Origin of the sequence: Streptomyces tibetensis (genome assembly GCF_007655005.1) — a bacterium.
GTDB classification, from domain to species: Bacteria; Actinomycetota; Actinomycetes; order Streptomycetales; family Streptomycetaceae; genus Streptomyces; species Streptomyces tibetensis.
Window position 1 is genome coordinate 325720 of the sequence record NZ_SZVW01000005.1, and the last position, 21248, is coordinate 346967.

Genomic DNA, 21248 nt, shown 5'->3' on the forward strand with positions numbered 1-21248 from the left:
CCCCCGGCGCGGTAGGCCTACGGCACGACCACGATCTTCCGGCCGACCCCCGCCGCGAACTGTTCCAGCGCCTGCGGGTACCGCTCCAGCGGGATGCGGTCGCTGATGAAGACCTCCGGGTCGAGAACACCGCCCGCGAAGAGTTCCGCCGCCCGTTCGAAGCTGTGCAGCACCGCCATCGAACCCGTGATGGTGATCTCCTGGTTGTAGATGCGGTACGGGTCGATCGTCACGCGGGTGGCGTAGTCGGCCACGCCGAACTGCAGGAACGTGCCCGCCTTCGCCACCCGGTCCAGCCCGTCCTGGATCGCCGCCGCGTTGCCCGTGGCGTCGACGACCAGGTCCCAGCCCTGCGGGCGGTCCAGTTCGTCGGGGGTCGCCGCCGACGCCGAGACGCCGAGGCGGCGGGCCGTCTCCAGCCGGGCGGGGTTCACGTCGACGACGTCCACGCTCGCCGCGCCCGTGCGCTTGGCCAGCTCCAGCATCATCAAGCCCATGGTGCCGGAGCCGTAGACCAGGACGTGTGCGCCGAGGCGGGAGCGCAGCACGTCGTAGCCGCGCACCGCGCAGGACAGCGGCTCGACGAGCGCAGCGTCCGCGGTGCGGACGTGCTCGGGGAGCTTCACGCAGTTCGCCACCGGCGCGACCGCGTACTGCGCCGCCCCTCCGGCCGTCGTCACGCCGATCGCCGCCCAGCGTTCGCAGAGGTTGTTGTGGCCGGTGCGGCAGTAGCGGCACTCGTAGCAGTAGAGGGACGGGTCGACGGCGACCCGGTCGCCCACCGCCACCTCCGTGACCCGGGTGCCGACGCCGACCACCTCGCCCGCGAACTCGTGCCCGGGCACGATCGGCAGCTTCGGGGCGAACTCGCCCTGGAGGATGTGCAGGTCGGTTCCGCACAGCCCGCAGGCGGCGACCTCGACGACGACCTCGCGCGGCCCTGGCGTCGGGTCCGGGACCTCGGCGACGACGGCCTTGCCCACGGACTCGATGACGGCGGCCTTCATTTCACGGCTCCCAACGACAGGCCCTGGACCAGCTTGTCCTGGGCGGCGAACCCCGCGGCGAGCACCGGCAGGGAGATGACGAGCGACGCGGCGCACACCTTCGCCAGGAACAGGCCCTGGCTGGTGATGAAGCCGGTCAGGAAGACGGGGGCGGTCTCGGCGACCACACCCGTGAGCACCCGGGCGAACAGCAGCTCGTTCCAGCTGAAGATGAAGCAGATCAGCGCCGTCGCGGCGATACCGGGGAGGGAGATCGGGGCGACCACGCGCGCGAGGATCGTGGGAAGCCGGGCCCCGTCCACCTTCGCCGCCTCGATCACCGCGACCGGGATCTCGGCGAGGAAGGACTGCATCATCCACACCGCGATCGGCAGGTTCATGGAGGTGTAGAGGATGACCAGCAGCAAGATGTTGTCGAGCATCCCGGCGTTCCTGGCGAACAGATAGATCGGCAGCAGGCCCGCCACGGCCGGCAGCATCTTCGTGGAGAGGAAGAAGAACAGCACGTCCGTCCACTTGCGCACCCGGTTGACCGACAGCGCGTACGCCGCGGGGAAGGCCAGCAGCAGGACCAGCAGCGTCGAGGCCACGGACGCGACGGTGGAGTTGATCAGGGCCGGCCAGGGACTCGCGCCGCCGCCCGCGCCGAAGAAGTCGCGGTAGCCGTCCAGCGTGAGGGCGGCGGCGAAGGACGGCGGGTTGGTCGCGGCGTCGGACTCCGAGTGGAACGACGTCAGTGCCATCCACGCGATGGGCAGGAAGAACACGATCCCGGACAGCCAGGCCAGCAGGCCCAGGCCGTTACGGCGTACGACGTTCATGCGCGGGACGCCTCCTCGCGGAACAGGGACGACACCACGCGCAGGGCGAAGGTCGCGATGACGATCGAGCCGATGACCACCAGGACGCCCGCGGCCGAGGCGAGACCGTTCTCGTGGGCCTGGTAGAAGCTCTGGTAGACGGTGTAGGGCAGGTTGGCGGTGCCGAGGCCACCGGACGTGATCGTGAAGACCGCGTCGAAGTTCTGGACGATGTAGATCGAGCCCAGCAGGGCGCCCAGTTCGAGGTAGCGGCGCAGGTGCGGCAGCGTCAGGTGGACGAAGATCTGCCAGTCGCTCGCGCCGTCGACCCGGGCCGCCTCGATCTGCTCGTGGTCGCGGCTCTGCAGGCCGGCGAGCAGGATCAGCATCATGAACGGCGTCCACTGCCAGACGAGGGACGCCTCGACCGCGAGCAGCGGGGTGGTGGAGATCCAGTCGGGCTGGGGACCGCCCACATAGTGCAACAACCCATTGAACAGGCCGTATTCAGGGTTGTAGAGCACATGCTTCCAGAGCAGGGCCGCCGCGACCGGCACCACCAGGAACGGCGCGATCAGCAGCGTCCGTACGATGCCCCGGCCGCGGAACCTCCGGTCCAGCAGCAGGGCCAGGACCAGCCCCAGGACCAGGCTCGCCAGCACCACCGCCACCGTCAGCAGCACCGTCGTCCCAACCGAGTGGCGCAGGTCCGGGTCGGTGAGGACCTCCTGGTAGTTGTCGACGCCGGTGAAGTGCCGGGCGTCGGGATAGAGGGAGTTCCAGTCGAAGAAGGAGATCACCAGCGTGGCCACGAAGGGCAGCTGGGTGACGACGATCATGAAGATCAGGGCGGGCAGCAGCGGGGCCCGGGTCGCCCAGGCGCGCAGCCGGGCGGAGGGCCGGCGGGCCGGGGCGGGTATCCCGGGAGAGGCCACGGGAGCCGTTGTCGTGGCGGTCATCGTCCCTCGTACTCCTCGGAGATCTTCTCGGCGAGCGCCTGTGACTTCTTCAGGGCCGACTCGACGGACTGGCGTCCGGCGATGGCCGCGCTGATTTCCTGGGAGACCTTGGTGCCGAGGTCGGTGAACTCGGGGATGCCGACGAACTGGATGCCGGGCGCGGGCCGCGGCTGCACGCCGGGATCGGTCGGGCGGGCCTGCTCGATGGCCTCCTTGGTCATCTCCTGGAAGGCCCCGGCCTCCTTGCGGTAGTCGGCGTTGGCGTACGTCGACGCCCGCTTGCCGGCGGGGACGTTCGACCAGCCGGCCTTGTCGCCGACCAGCTGCTCGTAGCCCTTGCCGGAGGCCCAGGAGACGAATTTCCAGGCGTCGTCCGGGTTGCGGGAGGCCTTCTGGATGCCCCAGGCCCAGGTGTAGAGCCAGCCGGAGGACTTCGTCTTCTCGACGGGGGCGGGGACGTAGCCGATCTTGCCCTTGACCGGGGACTTCGCCGCCTCCAGGGAGCCGGCCGCGGAGGTGGCGTCGTACCACATGGCGACCTTGCCCTGGGTCATGTTGTTGAGGCACTCGGCGAAGCCGGACTGGGCGGCGCCGGACTCGCCGTGGGCGCGCACCAGACCGACGTAGAACTTCGTCGCCTTCTCGAAGGCGGGGGAGTCGAGTCGCGCCTTCCAGTCCTTGTCGAACCAGGTGCCGCCGAAGGTGTTGACGACCGTGGTGAGCGGGGCCATCACCTCACCCCAGCCGGGCAGGCCGCGCAGGCAGATGCCCTTCATGCCGGGCTCGGCGCCGTCGGCCCGGGCCGCGAGGTCCGCCACCTGCCGCCAGGTGGGGTGCGCGGGCATCGCCAGGCCCTTCTTGTCGAACACGTCCTTGCGGTACATCAGGAACGACGACTCGCCGTAGAAGGGCTGGCCGTAGAGCTTGCCGTCGTCCGCGGTGAGGGACTGGCGCATCGGCTTGAGCACGTCCTGCTCGTCGTAGGCAGGGTCCTTCGCGACGTAGCCGTTCATCTCGTGCAGCCAGCCGTTGCGGGCGTAGATCGGTATCTCGTAGTTGGACAGGGTGGCGACGTCGTACTGGCCGGCCTGGTTGGCGAAGTCCTGGCTGATCTTGTCGCGGACGTCGTTCTCGGGCAGGACCGTGAAGTTGACCTTGATGCCCGTCTCCTCGGTGAAGTGGGCACGGGTCAGCTTCTGCAGCTCGACCATCTGGGGGTTGTTGACCATCAGGACGTTGATGGCGTCACCGCCGGATCCGGCCCCGCCCGCGCCGACCCAGCAGCCGGACAGCAGCGGGGCGAGCAGCGTCCCTGCGGCGGCCAGGGCGAGCGGGGCTCGCGGTGGCCGTCGTCGGCTCTGGGTTCGCATGGATCGCTCCTGGGATGTATGGGGAGATAAAGGGCATGGAGGGGCGCGGCTGCGCCCGGTGGACGCGAGGGGGGTGGGTCAGACGCGGAGGACCTGCGGTCCGAGCAGCGAGTAGCGGTGGGCCTCGGCGGCCGGGAGCAGGGTGCTCGTCACGATCGTCTCCAGCGTGCCGACCTCGGCGAACCGGCAGAAGCTGACCGCTCCGAACTTGGTGTGCACGCCTGCGAAGACCACGCGTCGAGCGGCCCGGATCGCCTGTGCCTTGACCTCGCTGACGGCCGGGTCGGGGGTGGTGAGGCCGTGTTCGCGGGAGATGCCGTTGGCGCCGACGAACGCCAGGTCGACGACGAAGCCCGACAGCATCTTCGTCGTCCAGTGGTCGACGGTGGCGAGGGTGCCGCGCCGCACCCGGCCGCCGAGCAGCAGTACGCAGACGTGCTCGGCCTCGGCGAGGGCGCCGGCGACCGGCAGGGACGCGGTGACCACGGTCAGCGGCCGGTTCCGGGGGAGTGCCTCGGCGATGAGCTGCGGGGTGTAGCCCTCGTCGACGAAGACGGTCTCGGCGTCGCCGAGCAGTTCGGCCGCGGCGGCCGCGACCCGGCGCTTCTCCGGGACGTGGCTCGTGGCGCGGAAGGCGAGCGTCGTCTCGAAGCCGGCGCTCTCCACGGGGTAGGCGCCGCCATGGGTGCGGCGGAGCAGGCCGTGGTCCTCCAGGACGCGCAGGTCCCGCCGTACGGTCTCCTTGGCCACGCCCAGTTCAAAGGCGAGGGCGTTGACGTCGACCGAGCCGTCACGCCGTGCGGCCAGCACGATGTCGCGCCGGCGTTCTTCCGCGGTCCTGTTCATGGCCGTCACCCGCCTTCCTGCTGCGCTGCCCGTTCGGGCCCTCGGTCGGGCCTTGGGGGAAGTTCTACAGCGGGTGGAGTGTGGTGACCAGGCCTGACCCGGGCCCGATGCTGCCCGCGTGTGCCCGTTCGGGCGGGACGGGCCCACTGGCTCGGGGGGTGCGGTGGTGTGGCGGCCGCGGGTTCGTCGTGGCTGGTCGCGTGGTTCCCCGCGCCCCTGGGCGTGGCGCTGTCGCGCCTACGACCAGGGCACGGTTCGTGCCCGGACATGCCTGCGGGCGGGCCCGTTTGCTGCCCGCCCGCCCTGGTGACGACTGTTTCCGGTCAGTACGGCCAGATCGGCGGGTCCGTCACGAACTGGCCGCCCAGGTAGGCGTGGGCCTCGTTGCCGTCCCGCAGCTCGCCCTGCTCGGCGATGAGCTTCTCGGCGTAGGGCTCGGAGTCGTCCTGCGGCTCGTAGCCGAGCGCCCGGGCGCTCGTGAGGTCCCACCACAGCCGGGTGTTGGCGGAGGAGCCGTGGACGACGGTGTGGCCGACGTGCTCGGCCGTCAGGGCCGCGTGGAAGAGGCGGGCGCCGTCGGCGGGGCTCATCCACACCGAGAGCATGCGCACGCTGGTCGGCTCGGGGAAGCAGGAGCCGATCCGTACCGAGACGGTCTCCAGGCCGTGCTTGTCCCAGTAGAGCTGTGCCAGGTCCTCGCCGAAGCACTTGGACAGGCCGTAGAAGGTGTCCGGGCGGCGCGGGGTGTCGATCGGGATGAGGGGGTCGTCGCCCTGGGGGCGCGGGGTGTAGCCGACGGCGTGGTTGGAGGAGGCGAACACGATCCGGCCGACGCCCTCCTCGCGGGCGGCCTCGTACAGGTGGTAGGTGCCCTCGATGTTCGCCTTGAGGATCTTCTCGAAGGGGGCTTCCAGGGAGATGCCCGCGAGGTGGAGGATCGCGTCGACGCCCCGGACCGCCTCGCGCACGGCGTCCCGGTCGGCGAGGTCGGCGGTGATGGCGTCGGGCTCGCCCTCGATCGGGCGCAGGTCCAGCAGGCGCAGGTCGTAGCCGTAGGCCGGGAGCAGGTCCCGCATGAGGGTGCCGAGGCCGCCGGCGGCGCCGGTGAGCAGGACGGTGCGGGGAGCGGGCATCCTCGGGTCTCCTTGATCGCCAACCGTGCTGTGCGCCAAGCGTGCACATGAGCGCACGGCATTCATATGCGTGGACACGCTAAGGATCCGGGGCGGAACCCGTCAAGTATGCCGCGGAGGGGATGAATCCGCAGGTGCGTCGCGGGTGTGCGCGCTTGACCGGCGCCAAGGCGGCGCCTTAGCGTGGAGTCGTTCAGAAATATAGACGCCAATCATGAATATGGAACCGGGAGAGCTTGTGACGCCAGCCCCTCTCGCCGCTCGACTCGACATCCCCAGCGGGCCGCTGTTCTTCCCGGTCACCGCCTACGGCCCCGACGGCTCCGTGGACCTCGACACCTTCCGCACCCACGTCCGGCGCGGGGTGCAGGCCGGAGCCGCCGCCGTGTTCGCCTGCTGCGGCACCGGCGAGTTCCACGCCCTGACGCCCGAGGAGTTCGAGGCCTGCGTACGGGCCGCCGTCGAGGCCGTCGACGGACGGGTGCCGGTCGTCGCCGGCGCCGGGTACGGCACCGCGCTCGCCGTGCGCTACGCCCGCCTCGCCGAGGCCGCCGGGGCGGACGGCCTGCTCGCCATGCCGCCGTACCTCGTCGTCGCCGGGCAGGAGGGGCTGCTGCGGCACTACCGCGAGGTGGCCGCCGCGACCGCCCTGCCGGTCATCGTCTACCAGCGCGACAACGCCGTGTTCACCCCCGAGACGGTCGTCCGGCTCGCCCGTACGGAAGGGATCATCGGCCTCAAGGACGGGCTCGGCGACCTCGACCGCATGCAGCGCGTCGTCAGCGCCGTCCGCTCCGAGGCCCCGGGCGACTTCCTCTACTTCAACGGCCTGCCGACCGCCGAGCAGACCCAGCTCGCCTACCGCGCCCTCGGCGTCACGCTCTACTCCTCCGCCGTGTTCTGCTTCGCGCCGGAGCTCGCCCTCGCCTTCCACCAGGCACTCAGGACCGGCGACGACGCCACCGTGGAGAAGCTGCTGGACGGCTTCTACCGCCCGTTCGTCGAACTGCGCGCCCAGGGCCGCGGCTACGCGGTGGCGCTGGTCAAGGCCGGTGTACGGCTGCGCGGCCTCGACGTGGGGGAGGTGCGGCCACCGCTGCACGAGCCGAGCGAGGATCATGTGAAGCAGCTCGCCGACGTGATCGAGCGCGGCTACGCGCTGCTGGAGGAGACCAAGTGAAGGCGTCGACATTCGTCTACCCCTGGGACGTCAACGGGGACCCGGAGGCACCCGCCCGGATCGCCGCGCTCGGCGTGGAGCAGGTGACGCTCGCCGCCGCCTACCACTCCACCCGCGCCCTCACGCCCCGCCACCCGCGCCACCGCATCGTCACCGCCGAGCACGCCGCCGTGCTCTACCCGGCGGACGACTGCTGGGCCGGGCGCGAACTGCGCCCCTACGCGGCCGGCGCCTGGGCCCCCGGGGACGCCTTCGGCGAGGCCGCCACCGCCCTCGCCGGGGCGGGCCTGGAGGTGCACACCTGGGTCGTCCTCGCGCACAACTCCCGCCTGGGCGCCGAGCACCCCGGCACCTCGGTCGTCAACGCCTACGGCGACCGCTATCCCTGGGCGCCGTGCATCGCGCAGCCCGCCACGCGCGCGTACCTCATCGACCTGGCGGCCGAGGCGGCCGTCCGGCCCGGGGCGAGCGGCACCGAGCTGGAGTCCCTCGGCTGGTACGGCCTGGAACATCTGCACGCCCACGACAAGACCGGCGGCGTCGGCCTCGGGGAGGCCGGGCAGTACCTCATGGCGTTGTGCTTCTGCCCGTCCTGCCGCGAGGGCTACGGCCGGCACGGCCTGGACGCAGACGAGCTGGCGGCCGCCGTACGGACCGCGCTGGAGCCGGTCTGGCAGGGGGCGCCCTCCGACGGAGGCTGGGCGGGCATCGAGAAGCTCCTCGGCGAGACCCTCGCGAACACCACGCGCGCGTACCGCGACGAAACCGCCCGCAGCCTCCAGGAACAGGCCGTCGCGGCGGTCAGGGCGGCGGCGCACGACGGCTTCCAGGTCCTCCTGCACGCGGATCCCGTGTCGTACCACGTCGGCGCCAACCCGGGGGTCGACCCGGCGCACATCCTGTCCGTCGCGGACGGCGTGGTCGTACCGTGCGCGGGCGGCACCGGCACGCTGACGCCCTTCGCACGCCAGGACCGCGAGGGCGCCGTCGTCGCCGCCAACTTCCCCGTCGTCTCCGGGATGGGCGGCAGCCCCGCCACCCTCGCCCCCGACGCCGCCGAGGCACGCCGGCTGGGCGCCACCGAACTGCGGCTGTATCACGCCGGGCTGGCGTCCGACGACGACCTGGAGAGGGTCCGCTCCGCCCTCGCCGGGCTCTGACACAGCGCTGCAGCCGTCACCAGCAGGACCACGCCCAGGGCCACCAGCACCAGCCGGTGGCTCACCAGCTCCACCAGGGCCGCTCCGGCGGCCAGCCCGACCACGTTCGGTGTGAACACCAGCGTGTTGGCGGTGGCCGTGACCCTGCCCAGCAGCGCACCGGGCGTCTCGCGCTGCACGGACGTCAGCGCGGCGATCAGCACCGCGGGCAACCCCATGCCGATCGCCGCGCTGCACACCAGGGCCACCGGGTCGGACGGCACCGCCCGAAACGCCACAGCGGGAGCCAGCAGCGCGATGCCGGACGCCGCGAAGCGCCTCGTCCCCAGCCGGCGCAGGGCGGGACCGCAGAGCAGACCGGCCGCGACCGAACCGGCACCCTGCACGGCGTACAGCACACCGGTGTACGCGGGGGAGTGGCCGAGGTCGTCGACCACGGCGTACACCATCGCCCCGTTCAGGCCGGCACACAGCATCGTGGCCCCGCCCGCCAGGACCAGCGGGCGCAGCACGGGGTGCGCCCACAGGTGCCGGGCGCCCTCGGCGGTCCGCTGCCGCCCGCTGCCGGTGGGGGGCGCGGGCCTCTCCTCCCGCACCCGCAGCAGCGCATACAGCCCCGCGGCCAGCACGAACGTCGCCGCGTCCAGGAGGGCGACGCTCGCGCCGCCGTACGCCGCGCAGAGGCCCGCGCCCGCCAGCGGAGCCACGAGCTTCATGCCCTCGGTGGCGGTCGTGCGCAGGCCGTTGAAGTCGCCCAGCAGTCCCGGGTCGACCGCCCGCGCCACGAGCGCCGACTCGGCCGCGTCGTGGACGACGCCCGCCGCGCCGTACACCAACAGCACCGCGTACAGCAGCCACAGGTCGCCCGGGCCGTCGACACTCACGAGGGTGAGCAGCAGGGCGGCCGGCAGCAGGTTCACGCCCGTCAGCAGCGGTTTGCGGCGGCCCCGGTCGGCGAGGGTGCCCAGCAGCGGACCGGCCAGGGTCGGCAGCCACATGGCGAGCACGCACAGCGCGGCCAGGCCGTCCGAGCCGGTCAGGTCCTTGACCCACATGCCGGACGCCAGCCACAGGGCCGAGGTGCCGAAGCCGGAGACCACCACACCGGAGAGGCAGAGCCCGGCGTCACGGTCGCGCAGGACACGCACGAGGGGCCAGGTCGTCTTGGTCGTCATGCCTGGCCATCGTGGGACTAAGGACCGTGCGGAGGGATCGGGAGAGTGCCTTAATCAGTGGGGGACAGTGATCAGTCCCATTGTGAGGCGAGCATTTCCCCGAGCTTGCCGAGGCCCCGGCTCCAGCCTTCCTCGTGGAGAGCCCGCCGCCGCTCAGTGGCGAAGGCGCCTTGGTCGAGAGTGAGCTGGGACCGGTGGACGTCGGTGTCGTACAGCGACAGCGTCACCACCGTCTCCCGGTCCTCGGGGTCGGGATCCTCCCAACGGAAGGTGTACGACAGGCCTACCGGGGGATCGACGTCGATGTACTCGCCCACCAGGTAGAACAGCCCGCCTTCCGGGGGCTGCATCGCTATCCGGTAGGCCCCACCCGGGCGGAGGTCGATCTCCACACTCGGGGTGCTGAAGCCGTCCGGGCCCCACCAGCGGGCCACTTCCCGGGGGTCGGTCAGTTCTCGGAACACGGCCGGGGGCAGATCCTCCAGCTCGTACTCCAGATGCAGTCTCAGGTCGCCGTCCTGTGTCATCACGCACCACCTGCCACTGAAGGTGCCTGGAATGACCTTTATGTACATATTAGGCTTCGGTCCACTCAGGAGCGGACTCCCAGGAGGGCGGCGGCCGGGCGATGAGTTCCGCGGCCGGTGTCGGTCCACCTCCCAGGCCCACACTTCCGAGGAGCACGCATGACCGACACCACCGGCACGACCCTCGACCTCGTACCCCAGACGGAGGCCCTGGCGCAGCTCGTCGCCGGCGTCACCGACGAGCAGCTGACCGGCCCGACTCCCTGCCCCGAGTACGCGGTGCGCCACCTGCTCGGCCACCTGGCGGGACTGTCCGCCGCCTTCCGTGACGCCGCCCGCAAGGACCTCGGCGCCACGACCGACACCAGCCCGGACTCCGCACGCCCCGACCTCGCGCCCGGCTGGCGCGAGGACCTGCCCAAGGTCCTCGCCGAACTGGCGGAGGCCTGGCGCGACCCGGCCGCCTGGACGGGCATGACCCGGGCCGGGGGCGTCGACCTGCCCGGCGAGATCGCGGGCCTGGTCGCCGTCGACGAGCTGGTGATCCACGGCTGGGACCTGGCCCGCGCCACGGGGCAGCCGTACCGCCCCGACCCGGCCGCCCTCCGCGCCTGCCACGACTTCCTCGCCGCTTCCGCCGACGACCCCCAGCGCGGTGCCATCTTCGGGCCGATCGTCACCGTCGACGCGGCCGCGTCCCCGCTGGACCGCGCGGTGGGACTGAGCGGGCGGGATCCGGGGTGGGCACGCGCCGTCTAGGACGTATCCCGTCAGAACGCCCCCGCCCGGACGGCACTTCGTAGAAAGCGATTGCACCTTCCTCTGTCGAAAGCATTGACGAACCCCACGCGCCCTCCTACCGTCATCGCGTCGTACTTCGTACGTCATATATGAGACGCGATACGCGAGATCCGATACGCGATCCCCCGAGACGCGAGATCCGAGAGGCGCGCATGACCTCTGTGCCCACGCCGATCCCCTCCCGCACGCAGTACGTGCTGGAGGGGATCAAACACCGCATCCTCACCGGGCAGCTGACGCCCGGGCAGGCGCTGGTCGAGACCGAGCTCGCCGCGCAGTTCGGGGTGTCGAAGACCCCCGTGCGCGAGGCGCTCAAGACCCTCGCGGGCACCGGGCTGGTCGTGATGAGCCAGTACAAGGGCGTCACCGTGCGCCTGGTGGACGCGGACATGGCGCGCGAGGTCTACGACGTACGGCTGCTGCTGGAGCCCGAGGCGCTGCGGCGGGCGGTGCAGCGCGGGGCGTCCCTGGACGCCGCCCGTGACGCACTGACCCGCGCCGACGTCGCCACCGACACCGCCGAACGCTCCCTCGCCAACCGGGAGTTCCACCGCTCCCTGTACCTGCCGTGCGGCAACCCGCTGCTCGGGCGGATGCTCGACGAGGTCCGCGACCAGGCCGCCCTGGTCTCCGCCGTCGCCTGGGCCGCCTCGCCCTCCTGGGAGCGGGAGGCCGGCGAGCACCGGGAGATCCTGCGGCTCGCCCTCGACGGCGACGCCGACGGTGCGGCCCGTGCCCTGCACGCCCACATCGCGTCCTTCGTGCAGCGCGCTTTCCCCGAGGCGGCACTGGAACAGGAAGGTCAGCAATGAGCAGCGTGGCGTTCGAGACCCAGCGGGCGGCCCTGGCCGACGTGGTGGCGATCCCGGTGACCCCGTTCGCCGAGGACGGCTCCGTCGCCCAGGACACCCACCGGGCCCTGCTGCGCCGCCTGCTCGACGGCGGCATCACGACCCTCACCCCGAACGGCAACACCGGCGAGTTCTACGCCCTGACCCCTGAAGAGCGGCGGCTCGTCACGGAGCTGACGATCGACGAGGCCGGCGAGCGGGCCGTCGTGCTGGTCGGTGTGGGGCACGACGTCCCGACCGCCGTCGCCTCCGCCCGGCACGCCCGGGAGCTCGGCGCGCAGATGGTGATGGTCCACCAGCCCGTGCACCCCTACGTCTCGCAGGCCGGCTGGGTCGACTACCACCGCGCCATCGCCGAGGCCGTGCCCGAGCTGGGGGTCGTCCCGTACATCCGCAACCCGCAGCTCACCGGGGCCCGGCTCGCCGAACTCGCCGACGCCTGCCCGAACGTCATCGGCGTGAAGTACGCCGTCCCCGACGCGGCCAAGTTCGCCGCGTTCGCCCGGGACGCGGGTCTCGAGCGGTTCGTGTGGGTGGCCGGGCTCGCCGAGCCGTACGCCCCCTCCTACTTCTCCGCCGGTGCCACCGGCTTCACCTCGGGGCTGGTGAACGTCGCCCCGGCGGTCTCCCTGAACATGATCGAGGCGCTGCGCTGCGGTGACTACCCGGCCGCGATGAAGGTCTGGGAGCAGATCCGACGCTTCGAGGAACTGCGCGCCGCGAACGGCTCCGCCGACAACGTCACCGTCGTCAAGGAGGCCCTCGCCTCCCTCGGGCTGTGCCGCCGCGAGGTCCGTCCGCCGAGCAGGGCGCTGCCCGAGGGCGAGCGCGCCGAGGTCGCCGCGATCGCGGCGGGGTGGTCGATATGACCGGCAGGCTGCGTCCCGAGGAGCTCAGGAGCCACCAGTGGTACGGCGCCGAGGGGCAGTTGCGTACCTGGTCCCACAACGCCCGGATGCGCCAGCTCGGTTACGAGGCGGAGGAGTACCGGGGCCGCCCGGTGATCGCCGTCCTGAACACCTGGTCCGACATCAACCCCTGCCACGTCCATCTGCGCGAGCGCGCCGAGGCGGTCAAGCGGGGGGTGTGGCAGGCCGGCGGTTTCCCGCTGGAGTTCCCGGTCGCCACGCTCTCCGAGACGTACCAGAAGCCGACCCCGATGCTCTACCGCAACCTGCTCGCGATGGAGACCGAGGAGTTGCTGCGGTCGTACCCGATCGACGCGGCGGTGCTGCTGGGCGGCTGCGACAAGTCGACGCCCGCGCTGCTCATGGGCGCGGCCTCGGCCGATGTGCCGTCCCTCTTCGTGCCCGCGGGGCCGATGCTGCCCGGCCACTGGCGCGGGGAGACCCTCGGGTCCGGCACCGACATGTGGAAGTACTGGGACGAGCATCGCGCGGGCAACCTGACCGACTGCGAACTGCGGGAGCTGCAGGGTGGGTTGGCCCGGTCGCCCGGTCACTGCATGACCATGGGGACCGCGTCGACCATGACCGCGGCGGCGGAAGTCCTCGGTATGACGCTGCCGGGCGCCTCCTCGATCCCGGCCGTCGACTCCGGGCACGAGCGGATGGCCGCCGCCTCGGGACGCCGTGCCGTGGAACTCGCCTGGACCGCGCTCAAGCCGTCCCGCATCCTCACCCGTGAGGCCTTCGAGGACGCCGTGACCACGGTGCTCGGGCTCGGCGGCTCCACCAACGCCGTCATCCACCTGATCGCGATGGCGGGGCGCTGCCGGGTCGAGCTCACCCTCGACGACTTCGACCGCATCGCCCGCACCGTGCCGGTGCTGGCCAACGTCCGGCCCGGCGGACGGACCTACCTCATGGAGGACTTCTACTTCGCCGGTGGTCTGCCCGCCTTCCTCTCCCGGATCACCGACCTGCTGCACCTGGACCGGCCCACCGTCAACGGGACCCTGCGCGAGCAGATCGAGAGCGCCGTCGTCCACGACGACGACGTCATCCGGACCCGGGACAACCCGGTCGCGCCGGAGGGCGGAGTCGCCGTACTGCGCGGCAACCTCTGCCCGGACGGTGCGGTCATCAAGCACATCTCCGCGGAGCCGCACCTGCTCAAGCACACCGGGCCCGCGGTCGTCTTCGACGACTACAAGACCATGCAGCGCACCATCAACGACCCGACGTTGAACATCACGGCCGACAGCGTCCTGGTGCTGCGCAACGCCGGTCCCAAGGGCGGCCCGGGCATGCCCGAGTACGGCATGCTCCCCATCCCCGACCACCTGCTCAAGCAGGGCGTGCGGGACATGGTCCGGATCTCCGACGCCCGGATGAGCGGCACGAGTTACGGCGCGTGTGTGCTGCACGTCGCACCCGAGTCGTATGTGGGCGGCCCGCTCGCCCTGGTCCGCACCGGCGACTCGATCACCCTGGACGTCGAGGCCCGCGCCCTCCAACTCAATGTGAGTGAGCAGGAGTTGGAGAGCCGCCGCAAGGACTGGGCTCCGCCGCCCACCCGCTACGAACGCGGCTACGGCGCCCTGTACAACGACCAGATCACCCAGGCCGACACAGGCTGCGACTTCGAGTTCCTGGCCAGGCAAGGCAAGGTCCCAGATCCGTATGCAGGGTGACTGGTCCCACCTTTAGGGGCGCGGGGCTGTAACGACATGCGGCTCCGCCGCGTGGGCGCGACGAGCCACAACGCACCCGTACCCGCCACGCAACCTCAAGTGGCACGCACGCACAGCGAGAAAGCGCTTTCCGCACCACGAACGCAAGCCGTACCCAGATCGGAGACCCTGTCATGGCCCAAGCCGCAGCCGTGGCGAAACCGCCCGCGCCACCCCGGCGGCGCCGGGCCTCCGCCACGCCGCGCAGGCTCCCGTACCTGCTGATCGCGCCGGCCGCCCTGCTGATGCTGGGGTTCATCGCCTACCCGGTCATCAGCGTCTTCTACTACAGCCTGCAGAACTACAACCCCACCAAGCCCTGGCGGAACGGCTACGCGGGTTTCGACAACTTCGTCCACGCCTTCACCAAGGACCCGGTCTTCTGGGACACCCTGGTCTTCAGCGCCAAGTGGGTCGTCGTCGAGGTCGGCCTCCAGCTGCTGTTCGGCCTCGCCCTGGCCCTGATCGTCAACCAGACCTTCGTGGGCCGGGGCCTGGGACGCGCCCTGGTGTTCTCCCCGTGGGCCGTCTCCGGCGTGCTGACCTCCGCGATCTGGGTGCTGCTCTACAACTCCCAGACGGGCATCACCCGTTACCTCGCGGACATGGGCATCGGCTCCTACGGCACGAGCTGGCTGTCGGACACCTCGACGGTGTTCCCGGCGGCGGTCGTGGCCGACCTGTGGCGCGGGGTGCCGTTCTTCGCGATCCTCATCCTCGCCGACCTCCAGTCCGTCTCGAAGGACCTCTACGAGGCCGCCGAGGTCGACGGCGCGAGCCGCATCAAGCAGTTCTGGCACATCACGCTGCCGCACCTGAAGGACGCGATCATCCTGTCCACCCTGCTGCGCGCGGTCTGGGAGTTCAACAACGTCGACCTGCTCTACACCCTGACCGGCGGCGGCCCCGCGGGTGAGACGACCACGCTGCCGCTGTACATCGCCAACACATCCGTCGACGCCCACAACTTCGGCTACGCGTCGGCCCTGACCACGGTGGCGTTCGTGATCCTGCTCTTCTGCTCGATGGTCTACCTGCGCCTGAGCAAGTTCGGAGGCGAGAGCAAGTGAGCGTCAAGGAAGCCACCAAGACGGTGCCCGTCCCCGCGCCCGCCACCCCCGGGCCCCCGCACCCCGCCAAGGGCAAGCGCGCCTGGGACGAGGCGCCCCGCTGGCAGATCTACCTGCCCCTGGGCATCTACCTGGTTTTCACCCTCATCCCCTTCTACTGGATCCTGCTCTTCTCGCTGCGCCCGGCCGGCTCGACCTCGCTCGTGCCCTGGCCGATGACCTTGGACCACTTCGAGAAGGTCTGGACGGACCGCAGCTTCGGCACCTACTTCACCAACAGCGTGCTCGTCGGCGTCGCCACCCTGCTCATGACCACGCTCGTCGCGCTGGCCGGCGGCTACGCCCTGGCCCGGTTCGACTTCAAGGTCAAGCGGGCGTTCATGCTGGCCCTGCTGTGCTCGCAGTTCGTGCCGGGCGCGCTGCTGCTGGTCCCGCTGTTCGAGATCTTCGCCGAGCTCCAGATGATCAACTCGCTGGGCAGCGTCATCCTCGCCGAGACGGTCTTCCAGCTGCCGCTGTCGATGATCCTGATCAGCAACTTCATCAAGAACGTGCCGTACTCCCTGGAGGAGGCGGCCTGGGTCGACGGCTGCAACCGTATGACGGCCTTCCGGATCGTGGTGCTGCCGTTGTTGCGGCCCGGTCTGATCGCCGTCGGCTCCTTCGCCTTCGTCCACTCCTGGAATCATTTCCTGTTCGCCCTGATGTTCCTGAACAACCAGGACAAGCAGACGATCCCGGTCGGCCTGAACAGTCTGATGAGTGCCGACAGCGTCGACCTGGGCGCACTCGCCGCGGGCGGCATCATCGCCGCCGTGCCGGTGGTGATCGTGTTCGCCTTCATCCAGAAGTGGCTGATCACCGGGTTCAGCGCGGGGGCGGTGAAGGGATGAGGGGCAGACACCTGGCGGTCGCGGCCGGGCTGCTCGGGGTGCTCTGCGTGCCCGCACACGCCGAGGCCCGGGACATCGGCCGCGACCCCCTCCCGGCGAACGACGGCTGGGCCGCCGAAGGGGCGGGCACCACCGGGGGAGCGGCCGCCGACGCCGACCACGTCCACACGGTCACCGACCGGGCCGGACTGGTCCGCGCCCTCGACGGCGGCAGCGACACCCCGAAGATCATCAAGATCGCCGGGACGATCGACGCCAACACCGACGACGACGGCGACCGCCTGGACTGCGCCGACTACACCACCGGCGGGTACGCCCTGAAGAAGTACCTGGCCGCCTACGACCCCCGCACCTGGGGCTCGGCCAAGCCCAGTGGCCCCCAGGAGGAGGCCCGCCAGGCCTCCGCCGCGCGGCAGGCCGAGCGGATCGTGCTGCCCGTCGGCTCCAACACCACGATCGTCGGCCTCGGCGACTCGGCCGTCCTCAAGGGCGCGAGCCTGACGGTGAGGAACGCGGACAACGTGATCATCCGCAACCTGGACGTGCGCGACGCCTACGACTGCTTCCCCGTCTGGCAGCCCAACACCGGCGGCCTCGGCGACTGGAAGACGGCGTACGACAACATCTGGCTGACCGGAGCCACCCATGTGTGGGTGGACCACGTGACGCTGAGCGACAAGGGCCACCCCGACGCGAAGGAACCGACCCACTTCGCCCGCAACTACCTGCGCCACGACGGCCTGCTGGACATCACCAACGGATCCGACCTCGTCACCGTCTCCTGGAGCCGCTTCACGGGTCACGACAAGGCGATGCTCATCGGCAGCGGCGACGCCGCCACCGGCGACCGCGGCAAGCTCCGCGTCACCCTGCACCACAACGCCTTCGAGTCCGTCGTCCAGCGCGCCCCGCGCGTCCGCTTCGGCCAGGTCCACGTCTACAACAACCGCTACGACATCACCGGCGACGACCACCGCTACTCCCTCGGCGTCTCCACCGAGTCGAGGATGTTCGCCGAGAACAACGCCTTCCACGCGCCCGGCCACGTGGAGGTCGCGGACCTGGTCAAGAGCTGGAACGGCAGCGCCCTGCACCAGAGCGGCACGCTCTTCAACGGCTTCCCGGTCGACCTGCTCGCCATATACAACGCCTACAACTCGGGCAGCGAGCGCGATCTGACGGCCGACGTCGGCTGGACGCCCACCCTGCACGGGCGGATCGACAGCGCCGCGGCAGCCGACCGGGCGGTGGCCCGCGGCGCGGGTGCCGGGAGGATCCGGTGACCGGCCGCATGATCGAAGCCATGAACACACCACTGCCCGTCGTCCTCGCCGGCGCCAGGGGCCACGGCCGCTGGCACGTCGAGAACATCCGCCGGCTCCAGAAGCAGGGCCTCGTGCGGCTCGCCGGCGTCTGCGAACTGACCCCGCTGACCGAGGAGGAGCTCGGCGACCTCGGTACGCCCGAGCAGTCCGCCGACTTCGGCGCCCTGCTGGACTCCACCGGCGCGCGGATCGCCGTGATCTGCACCCCGATCCCGACCCACACCGACCTCGCCCTCACGGCGGCCGAACGCGGCGTGCACCTCCTCCTGGAGAAGCCGCCCGCACCCTCCTACGCCGAGTTCCGCCGGATGGCCGACGGGGTCGCCGCGGCCGGAGTCGTCTGCCAGATCGGCTTCCAGTCGCTGGGCTCGCACGCCCTGACGGCCATCCGCGAGCTGATCGAGAAGGGCGCGATCGGCAAGCTCGTCGGGCTCGGCGGCGCCGGTGCCTGGGTGCGCGACGAGGACTACTTCCGCCGGGCGCCCTGGGCGGGCAAGCGGCGGCTGAACGGCGTCGACGTGATCGACGGGGCGCTGACCAACCCCCTCGCCCACGCCGTCGCCACCGCCCTCGCCCTGGGCGGCAGCACCCGCGCCGAGGACGTCACCGGCATCGAGACCGAACTGCTGCGGGCCAACGCCATCGAGTCCGACGACACCTCCTGCGTCCGGGTCACCACCGCGCAGGGCCACCCGGTCACGGTCGCTGCGACCCTGTGCGCCGAGGAGGCGGACGAGCCGTACGTGCTCGTGCACGGCAGCACCGGCCGGATCACCTTCTGGTACAAGCAGGACCGCGTGCTGCTCCAGCGCGCGGGACACGGCCCGCAGGAGTTTGAGCACGGCCGCACCGACCTGCTGGAGAACCTCGTCGACCACCTCACCACCGGCGCGGACCTGCTCGTTGCGCCGGACGAGACCGGCGCCTTCATGAAGGTCGTCGAGGCCATCCGCACCGCACCCGACCCGGCGCCCCTGCCGGACTCCGCCTGGCACCGGATCCCCGAGGAGAACCGCCGTGTGGTGCCCGGCATCGACGGGCTCGTCGCGGCCGCCGCCGACACCCTCTCCCTCTACTCCGAGCTCGGCGCCCCCTGGGCGCACCTGTCGAACGAGGTGAGCACCCGATGACCAGCAACGGCACAGCGGTCCTGCGCGTCGCGGGCCGGCCGGTGGGACGGTACGTCACCCGGCCCGAACTGCCGGCCCGGCTCTCCCCACGCCCCTACCTGCACCCCGTCACCACCCTCTCCGGCACGGCCGTGACCGAACTGACCCCGGCCGACCACGCACACCACCTCGGCGTCGGTGTCGCCGTTCCCGACGTCGAGGGGTTCAACTTCTGGGGCGGACGCACCTACGTCCGCGACCAGGGCCCGACCGAGCTCGACAACCACGGCTCGCAGCGGCACGTCGCCTTCCAGCTGCGCGACCCGGACGGCTTCGTCGAGGAGCTGCGCTGGGTGGCCGCGGGCGGCGAACTGCTGCGCGAACGCCGTACCGTCGCGGCCACCGAACTCACCGACCGGGCCTGGGCGCTGGACCTCACGTTCTCCCTCACCAACGTCACCGGGAGCCCGCTGTCGATCGGCAGCCCGGCGACCAACGGACGCCCGGGCGCGGCCTACGGCGGCTTCTTCTGGCGGGCCCGCAAGGAGTCCTTGGCGCCGGAGGTGTTCACGGCCGGAGCCGACGGGGAGGAGAAGGTCCACGCCCGCCCCGCCGACTGGCTCGCTCTGCGGGGCGGCACCTGGACGCTGGTCTTCGCCGGCGCCACCGAACAGACCCGACGCGACCCGTGGTTCGTGCGCACCGAGGAGTACCCGGGCGTCGGCTCCTCGCTCGCCCACGACGAGCGGATACCGGTCCCGCCCGGTGAGACCGTGGTGCGCCGGGTGGTCACCGTCGTCGCCGACGGCCGTCTCGACCGGGACGGCGCGGCGGCCCTCGTCCGCAAGGCGGTGAGCCCGTGACCCCCGAGACATACCGCAACCCGATCCTGAACGCCGACTGGTCCGACCCGGACGTCGTCCGGGTCGGCGACGACTTCTACCTGACCGCCTCCAGCTTCGGCCGTGCCCCCGGCCTGCCGCTGCTGCACTCCCGGGACCTCGTCAACTGGACCCTGGTCGGCCACGCCCTCGACCGCCTGGAACCGGCCGAGGAGTTCGCCACGCCGAGGCACGACTGCGGCGTCTGGGCCCCGTCCCTCCGGTATCACGACGAACGCTTCTGGATCTTCTGGGGCGACCCCGACCAGGGCGTCTTCCAGGTCAACGCCCCGCAGATCAGGGGCCCCTGGACCCGGCCGCACCTGCTGAAGGCGGGCAAGGGGCTGATCGACCCCTGCCCCCTGTGGGACGACGAGACCGGCGAGGCCTATCTGGTCCACGCCTGGGCCAAGTCCCGCTCGGGCGTCAAGAACCGCCTCACCGGCCACCGCATGCGCCCCGATGGCACCGGCCTCCTCGACGAGGGCAAGGTGATCGTCGACGGCGACCGCATACCCGGCTGGTTCACCCTCGAAGGCCCCAAGCTCTACCGCCACGACGGCTGGTTCTGGATCTTCGCCCCCGCCGGCGGCGTCGAGACCGGCTGGCAGGGCGCCTTCCGCTCGCGCGGCTTCTTCGGGCCGTACGAGGAGAGGATCGTCCTGGAGCAGAAGGACACCGACGTCAACGGCCCCCACCAGGGCGGCTGGGTGCGCACCCCGTCCGGCGAGGACTGGTTCCTGCACTTCCAGCAGCGCGGCGCCCATGGCCGGGTGGTGCACCTCCAGCCGATGCGCTGGGGTCCGGACGGATGGCCCGTGCTCGGGGACGACGGCGCCCCCGTCACCGAACACCGGCGCCCCGCCCTGCCGCCGCAGCCGCCCGCCGCGCCCGCCACCGACGACGACTTCCCCGGCGGACGGTACGGCCGCCAGTGGCAGTGGACGGCCAACCGGCGGGACGGCTGGGCCACCCAGCACTCCGGGGACGGGCTGCGGCTCACCTGCGTCCGCTCGACGGACGCCCACGACCTGCGCAAACTCCCGAACCTCCTGACCCAGCGGCTGCCCGGCAACCCCTCCGCCGCCGAGGTGGAGCTGCGTCTGCACAGTGAGGAGCCGGGAGCGCGCGCCGGACTCGCGGTCCTGGGGGACGCGTTCAGCTGGATCGGCCTCCAGCGCGGGGCCGACGGCACGGTCCACCTCGTGCACCGGTTCGCCGAGGGCGTCGCCGAGCGGGAGCGCGACGCGGCCCACCCGTGCCTCGCACCCGAAGGGCGCGTCAGGCTCCGCATCGAGATCGGCGTCGGAGCCCGCTGCCGCTTCTCCTACGACCTCGGCGACGGCCCGATCCCCTCGGGTCCCGTCTTCGCAGCCACCCCCTGGCGCTGGGTCGGCGCCCTGCTCGGCCTCTTCGCCTTGGCGCCCGTCGGACCGGGGCACGCGGGCGCCGCCACGTTCACGCAGTTCCGGATCACCGACCTGTAACCCACCGCACTTCTGTACGCCCCTCACGCCTGTTGGGAG

Annotated in this window: 20 protein-coding genes; 12 read left to right on the plus strand and 8 right to left on the minus strand. The window is 71.4% G+C overall.

Annotated features, from left to right (window positions below):
• Nucleotides 1–17: 17 nt before the first annotated feature.
• The 6 genes from FDO69_RS10830 to FDO69_RS10855 form a co-directional block, all read right to left on the minus strand.
• Complete coding sequence (locus tag FDO69_RS10830; RefSeq protein WP_104779551.1) at nucleotides 18–1007, minus strand: zinc-dependent alcohol dehydrogenase family protein; 990 nt, start codon at nucleotides 1005–1007, stop codon at nucleotides 18–20.
• Complete coding sequence (locus FDO69_RS10835) at nucleotides 1004–1828, minus strand: carbohydrate ABC transporter permease (RefSeq protein WP_104779552.1); 825 nt, start codon at nucleotides 1826–1828, stop codon at nucleotides 1004–1006. Before FDO69_RS10835 ends, FDO69_RS10830 begins: the two co-directional genes overlap by 4 nt.
• Nucleotides 1825–2766 (minus strand): carbohydrate ABC transporter permease, encoded by a 942-nt coding sequence (locus FDO69_RS10840; RefSeq protein WP_104779553.1) that lies wholly within the window; start codon nucleotides 2764–2766, stop codon nucleotides 1825–1827. The genes FDO69_RS10835 and FDO69_RS10840 overlap by 4 nt, the downstream gene beginning before the upstream one ends.
• Nucleotides 2763–4136: an ABC transporter substrate-binding protein gene (locus tag FDO69_RS10845; RefSeq protein WP_104779554.1), complete on the minus strand. Its 1374-nt coding sequence runs from the start codon at nucleotides 4134–4136 to the stop codon at nucleotides 2763–2765. The genes FDO69_RS10840 and FDO69_RS10845 overlap by 4 nt, the downstream gene beginning before the upstream one ends.
• Nucleotides 4137–4214: 78 nt before the next feature.
• Nucleotides 4215–4982, minus strand: a complete 768-nt coding sequence (locus FDO69_RS10850) for a DeoR/GlpR family DNA-binding transcription regulator (protein WP_104779672.1) — start codon at nucleotides 4980–4982, stop codon at nucleotides 4215–4217.
• Nucleotides 4983–5305: 323 nt separating this feature from the next.
• Nucleotides 5306–6115: an NAD-dependent epimerase/dehydratase family protein gene (locus FDO69_RS10855; protein ID WP_104779555.1), complete on the minus strand. Its 810-nt coding sequence runs from the start codon at nucleotides 6113–6115 to the stop codon at nucleotides 5306–5308.
• 238 nt (nucleotides 6116–6353) lie between these two features.
• Between FDO69_RS10855 and FDO69_RS10860 the strand changes: the two genes are divergently transcribed.
• Nucleotides 6354–7295, plus strand: a complete 942-nt coding sequence (locus tag FDO69_RS10860; protein ID WP_104779556.1) for a 5-dehydro-4-deoxyglucarate dehydratase — start codon at nucleotides 6354–6356, stop codon at nucleotides 7293–7295.
• Nucleotides 7292–8455, plus strand: a complete 1164-nt coding sequence (locus tag FDO69_RS10865; RefSeq protein ID WP_104779557.1) for a hypothetical protein — start codon at nucleotides 7292–7294, stop codon at nucleotides 8453–8455. Before FDO69_RS10860 ends, FDO69_RS10865 begins: the two co-directional genes overlap by 4 nt.
• On the opposite strand, the gene FDO69_RS10870 is transcribed toward FDO69_RS10865, so the two are convergent.
• Together FDO69_RS10870 and FDO69_RS10875 are read right to left on the minus strand one after the other, a co-directional pair.
• Nucleotides 8392–9630: an MFS transporter gene (locus FDO69_RS10870; protein ID WP_104779558.1), complete on the minus strand. Its 1239-nt coding sequence runs from the start codon at nucleotides 9628–9630 to the stop codon at nucleotides 8392–8394. The genes FDO69_RS10865 and FDO69_RS10870 overlap by 64 nt on opposite strands.
• Nucleotides 9631–9701: 71 nt before the next feature.
• On the minus strand, nucleotides 9702–10157 hold the full coding sequence (locus FDO69_RS10875) for an SRPBCC family protein (protein WP_234387891.1): 456 nt from the start codon (nucleotides 10155–10157) through the stop codon (nucleotides 9702–9704).
• Nucleotides 10158–10316: 159 nt separating this feature from the next.
• On the opposite strand from FDO69_RS10875, the gene FDO69_RS10880 reads away from it, so the two are divergent.
• The 10 genes from FDO69_RS10880 (at nucleotide 10317) to FDO69_RS10925 (ending at nucleotide 21209) form a co-directional block, all read left to right on the plus strand.
• Nucleotides 10317–10916 carry a TIGR03086 family metal-binding protein gene (locus FDO69_RS10880; protein ID WP_104779559.1) on the plus strand — a complete coding sequence of 200 codons (600 nt, stop codon included), beginning with the start codon at nucleotides 10317–10319 and terminating at the stop codon, nucleotides 10914–10916.
• Between the two features lie 194 nt (nucleotides 10917–11110).
• The gene (locus FDO69_RS10885) at nucleotides 11111–11770 is read left to right on the plus strand and encodes a GntR family transcriptional regulator (RefSeq protein WP_104779560.1); all 660 of its coding nucleotides are present in this window, start codon (nucleotides 11111–11113) and stop codon (nucleotides 11768–11770) included.
• Complete coding sequence (locus tag FDO69_RS10890; RefSeq protein ID WP_104779561.1) at nucleotides 11767–12678, plus strand: dihydrodipicolinate synthase family protein; 912 nt, start codon at nucleotides 11767–11769, stop codon at nucleotides 12676–12678. The genes FDO69_RS10885 and FDO69_RS10890 overlap by 4 nt, the downstream gene beginning before the upstream one ends.
• On the plus strand, nucleotides 12675–14405 hold the full coding sequence (araD, locus tag FDO69_RS10895) for an L-arabinonate dehydratase (RefSeq protein WP_104779562.1): 1731 nt from the start codon (nucleotides 12675–12677) through the stop codon (nucleotides 14403–14405). The genes FDO69_RS10890 and araD overlap by 4 nt, the downstream gene beginning before the upstream one ends.
• Before the next feature lie 173 nt (nucleotides 14406–14578).
• Complete coding sequence (locus FDO69_RS10900; protein ID WP_033310841.1) at nucleotides 14579–15514, plus strand: carbohydrate ABC transporter permease; 936 nt, start codon at nucleotides 14579–14581, stop codon at nucleotides 15512–15514.
• Entirely contained in the window at nucleotides 15511–16407 is an 897-nt protein-coding gene (locus FDO69_RS10905) for a carbohydrate ABC transporter permease (RefSeq protein ID WP_104779563.1), read from the plus strand. The genes FDO69_RS10900 and FDO69_RS10905 overlap by 4 nt, the downstream gene beginning before the upstream one ends.
• Nucleotides 16404–17690: a pectate lyase family protein gene (locus FDO69_RS10910; protein WP_104779564.1), complete on the plus strand. Its 1287-nt coding sequence runs from the start codon at nucleotides 16404–16406 to the stop codon at nucleotides 17688–17690. The genes FDO69_RS10905 and FDO69_RS10910 overlap by 4 nt, the downstream gene beginning before the upstream one ends.
• A 20-nt stretch (nucleotides 17691–17710) precedes the next feature.
• Complete coding sequence (locus tag FDO69_RS10915) at nucleotides 17711–18862, plus strand: Gfo/Idh/MocA family protein (RefSeq protein ID WP_104779674.1); 1152 nt, start codon at nucleotides 17711–17713, stop codon at nucleotides 18860–18862.
• The gene (locus tag FDO69_RS10920) at nucleotides 18859–19704 is read left to right on the plus strand and encodes a DUF6807 domain-containing protein (protein WP_104779565.1); all 846 of its coding nucleotides are present in this window, start codon (nucleotides 18859–18861) and stop codon (nucleotides 19702–19704) included. The genes FDO69_RS10915 and FDO69_RS10920 overlap by 4 nt, the downstream gene beginning before the upstream one ends.
• Complete coding sequence (locus tag FDO69_RS10925; RefSeq protein WP_104779566.1) at nucleotides 19701–21209, plus strand: glycoside hydrolase family 43 protein; 1509 nt, start codon at nucleotides 19701–19703, stop codon at nucleotides 21207–21209. Before FDO69_RS10920 ends, FDO69_RS10925 begins: the two co-directional genes overlap by 4 nt.
• Nucleotides 21210–21248 lie beyond the last annotated feature (39 nt).